Source organism: Streptomyces sp. CWNU-52B (assembly GCF_047444975.1).
Taxonomy (GTDB): domain Bacteria; phylum Actinomycetota; class Actinomycetes; order Streptomycetales; family Streptomycetaceae; genus Streptomyces.
The window spans coordinates 303,453-316,014 of the sequence record NZ_JBLFJV010000006.1; the positions used below are offsets into that span (position 1 = coordinate 303,453).

Here is a 12,562-nt window from a genome sequence, read left to right on the forward strand (position 1 = left end):
TTCCTCGCGCCCCTGGGGGGGTGGGGGTCACAGTTCTGTGTAGGCCAGGGTTGCGTCGTCGTGGGTTTTGGCTTGGCCCAGGGCTGTGCGGGATGTGTCCGCGCGTTCCAGGGTGCGGACCCGGTCGATCAGGGACCGGGCGCCCTCCTTGCGGATCAGGGTGAACAGGTCCGTCCAGTCGCCCTCGTGGAACTTCTCCACCCAGCGGGTCGCGCCGTCGGTGAGGGCCGCCACGGCGCGGACCTCGGAGCGCGGGAAGGCGCCCGTGACGGCGCGGGCCGCGACCGAGGGGTCCGCCGCGGCCGTGAAGAAGCCGCCCTCCTTGTTGCGCAGGGTCGCGTCCGTCGCCGCGTGCGAGGTCAGAGTGGCGCGCGGGACATGGGAGAGGCGGTCGTCGAGGACGGCGGTGACCGTGCCGGCGGTGGACTCGACGAGGAGCGCCGAGTCGGAGAGGACCAGGTACTCGACGAAATCCGCTGACCAGCGGGTGAGTACCACCGTCGCCTGCGGGGTACGCGGGTGAGAAAGGTCACAGGTTGTCCGATGTGCGTCGGCGGTACGCGCGATGGCGTGCCCCAGGACCTCAGTGAGCGTCAGATCCCGCCGTGAAACGGACAGTTCGCTCAACGCGCCACCGAGCCGCGCGACGAACCAGGGGACGGAATGCAGACAGCCGTCATCCGTCGCGGGAGGCGTCACGCCGTCCAGGACGACGATCGAACCGCCTTGTCCTGAGGCCGGAAGCCCGACCGATACGTAGTCCTCGTCGGGGCGGGCGGGGTCACCGGGCACCGAGATCAGTTCCGAGCGCATCCGGCCAGTCTGCACGAGCCCGTCACACGCTTCGTCAGGGGTCGGTCACGGTCGGTCGATCGACCTGGACGAGCAGGTCAGGCGCCTGTTTCAGGGCGGATACGGCGCCGTGGGCGAAGCGTGGCGGCGCATCCTGCCACCGGTCGCCGTGGACGTCCAACCGACCCGCCACGCAGGGGTGTCGCACGCGCCGGGGGAACTTGCCGGTCCGCTCCCCGGCGAGGTTCACTCCTTCGTGTGGCGGGTCAGGCGATGCGCGACCCCTGCCCAGTGGCACTGGGAGGGTCGGGAGCCGTACCGGGACGACACGCGAGCTGACGGTCAGTCACCCGGGCCCATGGGGACACGAGTCAAGAATGCGAGCACCGGTGCAGAAAAAGCGGCCTCGGCGCAAAGACGGTCAGTCGGCCTCGGGTGAAGCCTCCGGGCTCACACCGAACTCACCGGCACCGCAGGACACTCCGGAGCCCTCGGGACGAGGCCGGCCCGCTCACGTACGCAGCCGGCTGATCGTCGCCGTCGCCGTGGTGGCCGCCGCGATCGCCGGAGCGGGCGCTCCGTCGGTGATCGCCGCCTCCGGACAGCTGAACGACTCCCAGAACCTGGTGACGCTCGCCGAGCGCACCCAGGACACGCTGGCCCTCGCCCATTCGCTGGCCGACGAGCGCGACGAGGTGACCTCCTACCTCGCGGCCGGCCGGCCCAAGGGCGAGGCACCCTCCGAGCGCCGCAGCGCCCGGGTGGACCGCCAGGTCGACGAGTTGCGTGTCGACGCCGTCGAGACGGACGCCCCCGCGTCGTTCCTCAAGGCGCTCGACGCGATCGCCGTCGTCCGCCGGGCGGCGCTCACCGGAGAGGGCAGCGCTCTCGAAGCGCACCAGGCGTACTCGGCCGCCCTCACCGAACTCCACGCCCTCGCCGAGGACCTGGCGGAGAAGCTCCCGCCCCGCGCGGGCTCCGGCGCGCACGCCCTCGCCGACCTCGACACCGCCGTCCAGCAGGCTGCCTCGACCCGCGGTCTGCTCCTCGCCGCGCTGAACGTGCCCACCACCCCCCGGACCACCACCGACCCGATCACGGGCCTGCCCGTCACGACCCCCACGTCGTCGGCCGCCGAGACCAAGCAGCGCGACGCGCTCACGGCCGCGGCCCAGCAGGGATACGTCCGTGAACGGGCGGCCCTGGCCGACTTCGGCGGCGCGGCACCCGCGGCGGACCGTGCCTCGTACGAATCCACGGTCAACGGGCCGGACGTCACGGCGGCCGAGAAGTACCTCGCGGACCTGGCCGACCAGCCCACGCTCTCCGACGCCGAACTGGCCACCAGCACCAAGAAGCTGGACGCGGCGCTCTCCGCCCGTGTCGAGCTGATGCGCGGTGTCGAGGCGTCCCTCAACACCCGGCGCGTCAAGGACCTCGCGCAGCTGCGCGACGACGACGTCACCGCGCTGGAGATCCGCGTCGCGGTCCTCGGCGCGCTGATGCTGCTCGCCGTCGGCGTCTCCACGGGCATGGCCCGTTCGCTCACCCGCCCGCTGTCCGTCCTGCGCCGCGGCACGGCACGCCTCGCGGCCGAGCCCGGCACCGGCGAACCGGTCAAGTTCACCGGCCGCAACGACGAGTTCGCGCAGGTGGTGCGCTCCGTCAACACGCTCCACACGCACGCCCTCGGGCTCCAGGAGCGGCTGGCCACGCTGGAGGGCGACCGCAAGCACCTCATCGGCCAGCGCCAGAAGATGGCCGACGAGCGCGACACGTTCCGTACGGAACTCACCGAGGCCGCCGCTCACCTGGAGCAGGTCAGACAGAGCATCCACGGCACGTTCGTCAGCCTGGCCCTGCGCACCCTGAGCCTGGTCGAGCGGCAGCTCGGAGTCATCGAGGGCCTCGAAGAGCGCGAGCAGGACCCCGACCGGCTCGCCACGCTCTTCAAGCTTGACCACTTCGCCACCGTGATGCGCCGCCACAGCGAGAACCTGCTGATCCTCGCGGGCGCGGACAACGGCCACCAGCACCCCGGTCCCGTCCCGCTGGTCGACGTCGTCCGGGCGGCCGTCAGCGAGGTCGAACGGTACGAGCGGGTCCGCATCTCGGCGCTGCCGCCGCACGCGCATCTCGCCGGGTTCGCGGCGGACGACGTCAGTCACCTGGTGGCCGAGCTCCTGGAGAACGCCTCCTCCTTCTCGCCGCCCGACGTCCCCGTGGAGGTCTCCGGCTGGCTCCTGGAGAGCGGCGAAGTCATGCTCTCGGTCCAGGACGAGGGCATCGGCATGACGAGCGAGCGGCTGGAGCGGCTCAACACCCGCCTCACCGCCTTCGACCCGCAGGACGCGTACGACGAGGAGAGCGGCGAGGGGCTCGGGCTCGGCCTGTACGTGGTGGCGCGGCTCGCCCACCGGCGGGGCGTACGGGTGCAGTTGCGCGAGCAGAAGCAGGGCGGCATCACGGCCGTCGTGGTCCTGCCCAAGGCGCTGCTCGCCGCCGGGCCCGGCGTGGCCGTCCCCCAGGTGGCCACCGCCCGCACCCCCTCGGGCGCGGCCGCGCTGTCCCTCCCGGGCGCGGACGCCGAGGTCAACTCCAATGTCCTGTACACCCGCCCCGGCCGGGACCCACTGATCACAGCGGCGGAGGACAGCCTGCGGGAGTCCGCCGACACCGGCGCGACCGGCGCCGCAGCCGACTCGGGCGCCGAGGAGGCGCCCGCGCCACCGACGGACGGCGCGACCACGGCCGAGCCCACCGCCGCCCCCGCTCTCGCCGCCGCCCCCACGTCCGCGACCGGCCCGACGGACGCCTCCGGGCCCGCGGAATCGGCGGAGCCGGCAGAGACCGTGGAACTCCCCGGGTCCGCAGAGCAGTCCGAGCCCGCGGCTGCGGCTGCGGCCGCACCCGCGGACCCGACGGAAGCCGTGGAGCCGGCGGATGCCGTGGGACTGCCGGGGGCCGTGCAGCAGCCCGAGTCCGCGGCTGCGGTCGAACTTGCGGAACCGTCCGTACCCGCGGAACCGACGGAGGCTGTGCAGCCGGCGGAACCGGCGGATGCCGCAGAACTGCCCGGAGCCGCGCAGCAGCCCGAGTCCGCGGCTGCGTCCGAGCACGCGCCTGCGGACGCCTCCGTACCCGCGGAACCGGCGGATGCCGCGGAACTGCCCACCCCTGCGCAACAGCCCGAGCCTGCGGCCGAGGCCGCGGTCGCACCCGCGGAGTCGGCTGAGCCGGTGGAGGCCGTGGAACTGCCCGCATCAGCGGAGCATCCCGAGCCCGCGGTTGCGGTGGCGCCCGTGGACGCGTCCGGGCTCATGGGACCGGCGGAGGCCGTGGAGCTGCCCGAGCCCGTGCAGCACGCCCACGCCCCCGAGCCGGTCGGATCCGGTGACCCGGACGAGCACGCCGGGCCCGAGACGACCATGGTGCTCATGGCGCCGGTGCCCCCGGCGGACCTCCCCGCGGACGGTCCGGAGGACACCCCGGCGGTCCGGCTTCCCGCTCAGGCCACCACGGACCACCCCGCCCGCCCCGGCGCCACCGACCCGTACGCCATCGGCCCGGACGCCCACGAGCGCGTCCCGGACGCCGTGCGGGGGTCCCAGGGACCGGCCGAGCGGGTCACCGAGAAGGGGCTGCCCAAGCGGACCCCGAGGATCTCCGACCCCGCGCCGGCCGAAGGGCCGCACAAGGCGGCCGTCGACGCCGAGGCGCTGCGCCACCGCCTCGGCGGGTTCCACCGGGGAGCCAGCGAGGGCCGCCGTGACGTCGAGGCGGAGATCACCGAGAACGCCGCGAGTCCGGACGCCGGGAACGCGGCCGAACAGACGTCGGAGCTGCAGACGACCGCCGCACATGCCGTAGAGACCAAGGGGGACACCGTCGAGGAGGAGAGCAGTTGACCGCGACCTTCGGACTGAGCCGTGAGGCCCGTAATCTCCACTGGCTGCTGACGAACCTGGTCGAGGAGGTCCCGGGCATCCTGTCGGTCGCGGTGGTCTCCTCCGACGGTCTGCTGCTGCTCTCCTCCGACCCCGGGAGAAACGCGCAGGCGCGCCAGAACGAGCGGAGACCCACGAGCCCCCGGGGCTCCGCGGCGGACCTGGCGGCCATCGTCTCCGGTATCGGCAGCCTCGCCATCGGCGCCGCCCGGCTCATCGACGGCGGCGCGGTCAAGCAGACGATGGTCGCGATGGAGGAGGGCGGCCTCTTCGTCATGTCGATCAGCGACGGCTCGCTGCTCGGTGTGCACGGCGCCCCCGACTGCGACATGAGCGTCGTCGCGTACCACATGGCGCTCTTCGTGGGCCGTGCGGGACACGCCCTGACCCCCGAAGTCCGCAGTGAGCTGCGCCAGTCGCTCGAGACCACGACGACGGAGAGCGCGAAGTGAGCGACGCGAGCGGCACGACCGGCACGACCGAACTGCCGGTCCGCGGCGCCGCGCGTCCCCGCCCCGCCCGGTCCCGCTCGCGCGGGGCGACCTCTGTGCCGGCCCGGGTGCGCCCCTACTCGCTCACCGGCGGCCGTACGCGCTTCGGACACGTGCTGCTGGTCGAGACGTTCGTGGCCGCCCTGGAGGCGCCCGAAGAGCGTCGGGAACTCGACGGGAGCACCCCCCAGGCGCTCGGCTCCGGGGGAGGCCCACTCTCCGCCCGGGTGATGCCGGAGATGGCGGCCATCGTCGAACTCTGCCGCCGGATGCGCACGGTGGCCGAGGTCGCGGCCCTCCTGAAGATGCCGCTCGGCGTGGCCCGGGTGCTCCTCAGCGACCTGGCGGACCAGGGAAAGATCCGTGTGTACGGAACAGGCCACGGCCCGGGACAGCCGGACCGTGCTCTGCTGGAAAGGGTGCTGAGTGGACTCCGTCGTCTCTGACGTCTCCCGCGTCCAGGGCGGCTCCCGGTCGTCCGGCTTCCCCGAAGTCATGGAGCCCGACGAGGAGTTGAGGGCCTGGCAGCAGGACCGCACGCGCGCGCCGATCGCCACCAAGATCGTGGTGGCGGGCGGTTTCGGAGTGGGCAAGACCACCCTGGTCACCGCCGTCTCCGAGATCACGCCCCTCCAGACGGAGGCGTTGATGACGCGGGCGAGCGAGGACACCGACGACCTCACGTCGACCCCGGAGAAGCTCACCACCACGGTGGCCATGGACTTCGGCCGCATCACGCTCGACGACGACCTGGTGCTGTACATGTTCGGCACGCCGGGACAGCGGCGGTTCTGGTTCATGTGGGACGACCTGGTGCGCGGTGCGATAGGCGCCGTGGTCCTCGCCGACACCCGGCGTCTGAAGGACTGCTTCCCGGCGCTCGACTACTTCGAGAGCTGCGCTCTGCCGTACGTCGTCGCCGTCAACCACTTCGACGGCAGCGAGCGGTTCGAGCCGGGCGATGTCCGGGAGGCCCTCACGATCCCGCCGCATGTACCTGTCATGATCATGGACGCGCGCCATAGGTTCTCGGTCATCGAGACGCTGCTGGCGCTGGTGGCGCACGCGCTCGACGTCAGCCCCGCATAGCGCGACGCCGGCCCGGAGCGCGGAGCGGACGGCGCCGGCCCCGCACAAGACATAGGCAGAGTGAGGACCCGTATGCGGAAGATACTCGTCGTCGGAGCCGGCCAGTCCGGACTCCAGCTCGCCCTCGGACTCCAGTCGAACGGGTACGAGGTCACCCTGATGTCCAACCGGACGGCGGACGAGATCCGTACCGGCCGCGTGATGTCCACCCAGTGCATGTTCCACACGGGACTGCAGCACGAGCGCGATCTCCAGCTGAACTTCTGGGAGTCCCAGGCCCCGAGGATCGAGGCACTCGGCCTCTCGGTCGCCGTCCCCGGCTCCTTCGACCCGGGCCCCTCGCAGCGCGCCATCGACTGGGTGGGCAGGCTCGACGGGTACGCGCAGTCGGTGGACCAGCGCGTGAAGATGGCCGGCTGGATGGAGACGTTCGCGCAGCGGGGCGGCCAGCTCGTCATCCACGGCGCCGCGGTCTCCGACCTCGACTACTTCGCCCGTACGTACGACCTGGTCCTCGTCTCGGCGGGCAAGGGCGAACTGGTGTCGATGTTCGACCGCGACGCCTCTCGCTCCGTGTTCACGGAGCCGCAGCGCGCCCTGGCCGTCGCGTACGTCCACGGGGTCGGCCCGCGCCCCGAGCACCCGGGGTTCGACGCGGTCCGCTGCAACCTCGTGCCGGGCGTCGGTGAACTCTTCGTCATGCCCACGTTCACCACCTCGGGGCGGGCGGACATCCTCTTCCTGGAGGGCCTGGTCGGCGGCCCGCTGGACGTCTTCCGGGGTGTGAAGGACCCGGCCGAACACCTCTCCCTGACCCTGGGGCTCATGGAGCGGTTCGTGCCGTGGGAGTACGCCAGGGCCACGAACGTCGAACTCACCGACGCCGGCGGCACGTTGGCCGGCCGGTACACGCCCGTCGTGCGCGACCCGGTCGGCCGGCTGCCCGGCGGCGGCCTGGTCCTCGGCGTGGCCGACGTGGTCGTGGCGAACGACCCGACCACCGGACAGGGCTCCAACTCGGCCTCGAAATGCGCGGCTTCCTACCTCGACTCGATACTCGCCCACGGGGAGCGGGAGTTCGACGAGACGTGGATGCGGAACACCTTCGAGCGCTACTGGGACACCGCCCGGCACGTCACGAAGTGGACGAACACGATGCTCGGCGAGCCGCCCGAGCACGTCCTGGACCTGCTCGGCGCGGCGGTGGAGCACCCGCCGGTCGCCGAACGCGTCGCGAACGGCTTCAACGACCCGGCGGACTTCGAGAACTTCTTCTACGAGCCCGAGAAGACGGCGGCGTACCTGACCTCCGTGACCGGACGCTGAAGACTCCTCGCCCCTGCGGCGCCGTGGGGGCCGAGGGAGGCGAGCGGGCGGGCTGGGATCTGGGTGCTCCTACGGGGTGTCGTAGCCCTCGTCCGAGCCGTCCGTCGCGGCCTCGGGGAGCCGCGGGGGCGTGTACCGGCTCAGGGGCTCGGCGGACGGGTCGGGGCGTACCGCGCCGAGGACCGGGTTGGCCGCGACCGGGGAGACCTTGATCCTCGTGCCCGGCCTCGGGGCCTGGACCACCATGCCGTCGCCCAGGTACATCGCCACATGGGTGGCCTCGGGGAAGTAGATCACCAGGTCCCCGGGGCGCAGCTCGCCCAGGTCGATCCGGGGGAGCCGGGCCCACTGCTCCTGGCTGGTACGGGGGATCGGGCGGCCGGCGCTGCCCCAGGCCCGCGACGTGAGCCCCGAGCAGTCGTACGTGTCCGGGCCCTCGGCGCCCCACTCGTACGGCTTGCCGATCTGCCCGACGGCGTAACGCAGTGCCTCGCCGCCCGCCGCGGAGGGGCGTCGCGTGCTGCTGAGCGCGCCCGACGCCACCAGTTCGTCCTGCGCCTTCGCCACCCCGGACCTCTCCAGCTCGGCCACCCGGGAGAGCTGCTCCGCGGTCAGTGAGGCGAGCAGCTCCTCGACGTCCTTGAGCCGCTCGCGTACGAGGTCGCGGTCCTTGCGCTGCCGCTCGGCGAGGGTGAGCCTGCCGTCCAGGGCGGTGCGGGCCCGGCGTGCCAGGTCGTCCGTCCGCTGCTCGCTGCCCGCCAGGCGCCGCACCGTGCCGGCCCGCTCCTTCGAGACCTGCCCGATCACATGGCCCTGGTCCAGCGCGTGCTGCGGATCACGGGCGAGCAGCAGCCGTACGTACGAGGAGATCTCGCTGGTGCCCTGGTACTGCTGCCGGGCGAGCCGGCCGGCGGCGCCGCGGCTGTCCCGGAGCGTGCTGCGGGCCGCCGCGAGCCGGCCGTTGAGCCTGGTGACCTCGGTCCGCTGCCGTTTCAGCCGCTCCTCGGTCGCGTTGTACGTCTCGGTGGCCTTCTCGGCCTCCCGGTACAGCCGCTGAAGGTCCGTCAGCAGCTCGGCCACGGAACGCTCGCCCGGAGCGGTGGTCGCCGTGGGCGTCGGCGTGGGCGTGGGCGCGGGGACGGCCGCGGCTGCCGACGGGGCGGGTGCGAGGGTGGCGCCGGCCGCGATCGCCGCCGTACAGACCAGTCGCAGAAGCCTTCCTGACACGTCATCACCTCCGGTGCGGGGCGGTACCTCCGCTCCTCCGCACCGTGAGCATCAGACGCCCGCGCCGGCCGCGCGCGCCGAGCGTGGGCGGTCCGGCCCAACGACGTCACTCGTGGGTGTCCTCCGGCTTGCCGTCCGGCGTGGCGTCCGGCCTGCGGTCCGGCCCGGCGACCGGTTCGGTCTCCGGTTTGGACCACGGCCACTTGAGCTTGTCGATCCTGCCGGTGGGGTCGTACTCGTACTTCCAGCCCTGGTGCAGGCCGAGCCTCCTGCTCGCGCCCGCCTGCACGCGGCGGTAGACGAGGACCGTGGGCGGGCCGCCCGCGCCGTCCGGCACGGGGACGCGGTACGTCTTCGGGGGATGGCCGGTCGGGCCGAGCAGGATCGGCAGCACCCGGCCGTCCAGGGGGCCGCCCTCGAAGGGGGTCTCTTCGCTCTTCACCGGGCCAGTGTCACAGCAGGTGCGCCGCGTCGCTCACCACGGGCAGGACGCGGCGGGCCAGCGAGCCCATCGGCCCGTCCTTCGGCTCCAGCGCCAGCGCGGCCCGCACGGCGGCCTCCGCCTGGGCGTCGCGGGCGGCGGTCGCCACCAGGCACGCCACGAACTGCTCCACGAGCCAGTCGCGCAGCTCGTCCAGCGGGGGTTCCTTCTCCTCGTCCAGCCAGATCAACGAGGCGGCCTCGACCGCCGTGATCCACATCCGGACGGTCATCCGCAGCCGGGGGGCCGGTTCCTCGACGTCCAGATGGCTCATGATGTGCTCGGCGGCCGCCCGTCGTACGCCGTCCACTATGGCCGTGGTCCTCGACGTCTCGACCACGCTGCCGCCCTGGAGGAGGGCGCTGAACCCCGCGTCGTGCTGGTCCACGAAGGCGAGGTAGCGGTCCAGGGCGTTGGAGAGCCGCCGGGTGAGGGGGCCGTCCGGCGGTTCCGCGAAGCAGTGCTCCAGCTCTTCCGCGGCCGAGCGCAGGGCCGCCTCGTACAACTGCTGCTTGCCGCCGGGGAAGTAGCGGTACACCAGGGGGCGTGAGACGCCGGCTGCCTCCGCCACGTCGTCCAGGGAGACGTCTTCCGGTGCCCGCACCGCGAACAGCGACAGCGCGGCGTCGAGGAGTTGACTGCGTCGTTCCTCGACGCTGAGGCGTCGGTATGCGCGGGTGGGGGCCTCCGAGGTCATGTCTCGAAGGGTAGTCCGTCCCGGGGGGTGTGGGGTGAGGTGGGAGTTTGCTGGGGGTTTGGGGGTCGGGAGGGGGGAGAGGGCGCGGGGCCGGTGGGGCTGGGCGCGCAGTTCCCCGCACCCCTGAAAGACGGGGCTGCGCGCCCCTGCCTCTCAGGCCAGGAGGCCCGATGATTTCCACAGGCGGCGGCCTGTGCCGCGGAGGACTCCTATGTCGTCCAGGAAGTCCGTGAGGCGCTTCGAGCCCGTCTGCATGATCTCCCTGCGGTGGGCGCTTGCCTTCACCTGGGCCAGGGCCTCGCGTTTGTCCAGGCCGATGTTCGTGTAGACCTCGGGGTTGATGAAGGCGACCGAGAAGACGCGCGCGAACTCGCCGGAGGTGATCCGGGTGAACTCCTTCGACCAGCGCGGCGCGGTCTGCATCTGGCGGCGGAGCTCCTCACGCGCGTACCGGACGTGCCGTGCCTCCTCCGCCACGTGGATCCGCGTCACTCCCCGGACGAGGGGCTGGACCCGCTCGTCCGGGAACGTCAGCCGCTGCATCCAGTCGAGCACCTCCTCGCCCAGCAGCGTGGCCGTGAACGAACCGGGGGTCGTGGAGATCGTCTTGAAGAGGCGGCCCAGGTTCTGGTGCGCCCGGCTCACCGGGTAGTGCGGTGTGCCGCCCCTGCTGATCAGCCGCGCGAACATCTTCGAGTGCCGGCACTCGTCCTCGATCTCGGTCAGCGCGTAGCGCACGTGCGCGCTCGTCGCCGCCTTGTCGTAGATGTGCCGCACCAGCAGCTGCATGAGGATCAGCTCGAACCAGATCCCCAGCGAGGCCAGCGCCGCGGCCTCGTGCGCCGAGAGCAGGATCCGCTGCTCCTCGCTCATCCGCTTCCACAGCGGGGTGTCGTAGAGCGACACCAGCTCCGGCGGCCAGAACCACTTGCCCTCCTCGAAGGGCGCGTCCCAGTCCAGTTCCTTGTCCGGGTCGAAGGAGCGCTTCGCCGAGGCGGCGAGCAGCCGCTCGGCCACCTGCTCCCGGTCCTTCAGCAGGCCGAGTGCGTCACGCAGGGCCTCGGCCTCCGTCACGGTTGTCATCGCTGTGCCCACCTCGTCGTACTCGTCGTACCTCGGTGTACGAAAGTGATCAGGGTTACCGCCGGTCACGTCTTATGAGACTGCTTGTCAGCAAGCTCGTCAATCCCTCATGCGCAACTTGTTGACCGCTCGTCCACCCCGTGTGAGCCTGCGAGACATGCCGACCTACGACCTGTACGCCACGGACCCCGGAGCTCCCCTCTGGCAGGTGCCCGCGACCGGCGCGGCACGGTTCAGCTGGGAGTACGACGAAGGGCGCGACCGTCTGCTGGCCCTCTACCAGAAGGGCAAGGACAAGCAGTGGGACGGGCAGAAGAGGATCGAGTGGGACCTGGAGGTGGACCCGTGCGACCCGCTCGGCACCCCCGACGAGGCGATCGCGATCCACGGCACCCCGCACTGGGCGAGAATGAACGACCGCGACAAGGGCGAACTCCGCAAGCACATCGCCTCGTGGCAGTTCAGCCAGTTCCTCCACGGTGAGCAGGGCGCCATGGTCTGCGCGGCCCGCATCGTGGAGTCAGTGCCCGACCTGGACGCCAAGCTCTACTCGGCGACCCAGACGATGGACGAGGCGCGGCACGCGGAGATCTACGGCCGCTTCCTGCACGAGAAGATAGGCATGCTCTACCCGGTCGACGACAACCTCCGGTCGCTGCTCGACGACACCCTGCGCGACTCACGCTGGGACATGCCCTACCTGGGCATGCAGGTGCTCATCGAGGGGCTGGCCCTCGCCGCGTTCGGCATGATCAGGGACACCACGGACAAGCCACTGCCGAAGCAGATCCTTGCCTACGTCATGCAGGACGAGGCGCGGCACGTGGCCTTCGGACGCATGGCGCTGCGCGACTACTACAAGCAGCTGTCCGACGCCGAACTGCGCGAACGCGAGGAGTTCGTCATCGAGGGCTGCTACCTGATGCGGGACCGCCTGCGCGGGCTGGAGGTCCTGGAGAACTTCGGCGTTCCCCGGGCGGAAGCCGCGGAGTGCACCGAGCGGTCGGAGTACCTCGCCCTCTTCCGGCAGCTGCTGTTCTCCCGCATCGTGCCGTGCGTCAAGGACATCGGCCTGTGGGGCAAACGCCTCCAGCAGGCCTACGTCGACATGGGCGTCTTCGGCATGGGCGACTCCAACCTCGACCTCCTCATGTCCCAGGACGAGGAACTCGCCGAGAAGCTCGACGCGGAACGCTTCGCGGGGGAGGAACAGGCGCGTGTCGCCGAGGTGGAGGAGGCGATCCGGGCGGGGGCGGGCACGGGCGCGGGCGCGGGGGCGGAGGAGGGGGAGACGCAGCCGTAGACACAGGCCGGATCAAGGCCAGGGACAGGGCCAGGGGCAGCGTCAGGGCAGCGCAGGGCCGGGGCCGGGAGGCGAGGGTGCGGGTCGTCTGTGGCCGGTCGCGCGGTTCCCCGCGCTCCTGAAGAG

At 72.0% G+C, this 12,562-nt stretch carries 11 protein-coding genes; 6 read left to right on the forward strand and 5 right to left on the reverse strand.

Going from position 1 to position 12,562, the window contains the following annotated elements; all coding sequences use genetic code 11:
* Positions 1–27: 27 nt before the first annotated feature.
* The gene (locus ACLVWQ_RS08750; protein ID WP_414107655.1) at positions 28–813 is read right to left on the reverse strand and encodes a protein phosphatase 2C domain-containing protein; all 786 of its coding nucleotides are present in this window, start codon (positions 811–813) and stop codon (positions 28–30) included.
* A 368-nt stretch (positions 814–1,181) separates the two neighbouring features.
* Here ACLVWQ_RS08750 and ACLVWQ_RS08755 point away from each other — a divergent pair, with 368 nt between their 5' ends.
* The 5 genes from ACLVWQ_RS08755 (at position 1,182) to ACLVWQ_RS08775 (ending at position 7,645) form a co-directional block, all read left to right on the forward strand.
* On the forward strand, positions 1,182–4,700 hold the full coding sequence (locus ACLVWQ_RS08755) for a nitrate- and nitrite sensing domain-containing protein (RefSeq protein ID WP_414107831.1): 3,519 nt from the start codon (positions 1,182–1,184) through the stop codon (positions 4,698–4,700).
* Positions 4,697–5,191 (forward strand): roadblock/LC7 domain-containing protein, encoded by a 495-nt coding sequence (locus tag ACLVWQ_RS08760; RefSeq protein WP_414107656.1) that lies wholly within the window; start codon positions 4,697–4,699, stop codon positions 5,189–5,191. The genes ACLVWQ_RS08755 and ACLVWQ_RS08760 overlap by 4 nt, the downstream gene beginning before the upstream one ends.
* A 32-nt stretch (positions 5,192–5,223) precedes the next feature.
* Positions 5,224–5,676, forward strand: a complete 453-nt coding sequence (locus ACLVWQ_RS08765) for a DUF742 domain-containing protein (protein ID WP_414107832.1) — start codon at positions 5,224–5,226, stop codon at positions 5,674–5,676.
* Complete coding sequence (locus ACLVWQ_RS08770) at positions 5,657–6,319, forward strand: GTP-binding protein (RefSeq protein ID WP_414107657.1); 663 nt, start codon at positions 5,657–5,659, stop codon at positions 6,317–6,319. Before ACLVWQ_RS08765 ends, ACLVWQ_RS08770 begins: the two co-directional genes overlap by 20 nt.
* A 72-nt stretch (positions 6,320–6,391) precedes the next feature.
* Positions 6,392–7,645: a styrene monooxygenase/indole monooxygenase family protein gene (locus ACLVWQ_RS08775; RefSeq protein WP_414107658.1), complete on the forward strand. Its 1,254-nt coding sequence runs from the start codon at positions 6,392–6,394 to the stop codon at positions 7,643–7,645.
* Positions 7,646–7,714: 69 nt separating this feature from the next.
* Here ACLVWQ_RS08775 and ACLVWQ_RS08780 read toward each other — a convergent pair whose 3' ends face one another.
* The 4 genes from ACLVWQ_RS08780 to ACLVWQ_RS08795 all read right to left on the reverse strand — a co-directional run bounded on the left by ACLVWQ_RS08780 (position 7,715) and on the right by ACLVWQ_RS08795 (position 11,133).
* Complete coding sequence (locus tag ACLVWQ_RS08780; protein WP_414107659.1) at positions 7,715–8,872, reverse strand: NlpC/P60 family protein; 1,158 nt, start codon at positions 8,870–8,872, stop codon at positions 7,715–7,717.
* Between the two features lie 106 nt (positions 8,873–8,978).
* The gene (locus tag ACLVWQ_RS08785; RefSeq protein WP_414107660.1) at positions 8,979–9,314 is read right to left on the reverse strand and encodes a hypothetical protein; all 336 of its coding nucleotides are present in this window, start codon (positions 9,312–9,314) and stop codon (positions 8,979–8,981) included.
* A 10-nt stretch (positions 9,315–9,324) separates the two neighbouring features.
* The gene (locus ACLVWQ_RS08790; protein ID WP_414107661.1) at positions 9,325–10,050 is read right to left on the reverse strand and encodes a TetR/AcrR family transcriptional regulator; all 726 of its coding nucleotides are present in this window, start codon (positions 10,048–10,050) and stop codon (positions 9,325–9,327) included.
* A gap of 153 nt (positions 10,051–10,203) precedes the next feature.
* On the reverse strand, positions 10,204–11,133 hold the full coding sequence (locus ACLVWQ_RS08795) for an AurF N-oxygenase family protein (protein ID WP_414107662.1): 930 nt from the start codon (positions 11,131–11,133) through the stop codon (positions 10,204–10,206).
* A 157-nt stretch (positions 11,134–11,290) separates the two neighbouring features.
* On the opposite strand from ACLVWQ_RS08795, the gene ACLVWQ_RS08800 reads away from it, so the two are divergent.
* Positions 11,291–12,436: a ferritin-like domain-containing protein gene (locus ACLVWQ_RS08800; protein WP_414107663.1), complete on the forward strand. Its 1,146-nt coding sequence runs from the start codon at positions 11,291–11,293 to the stop codon at positions 12,434–12,436.
* Positions 12,437–12,562 lie beyond the last annotated feature (126 nt).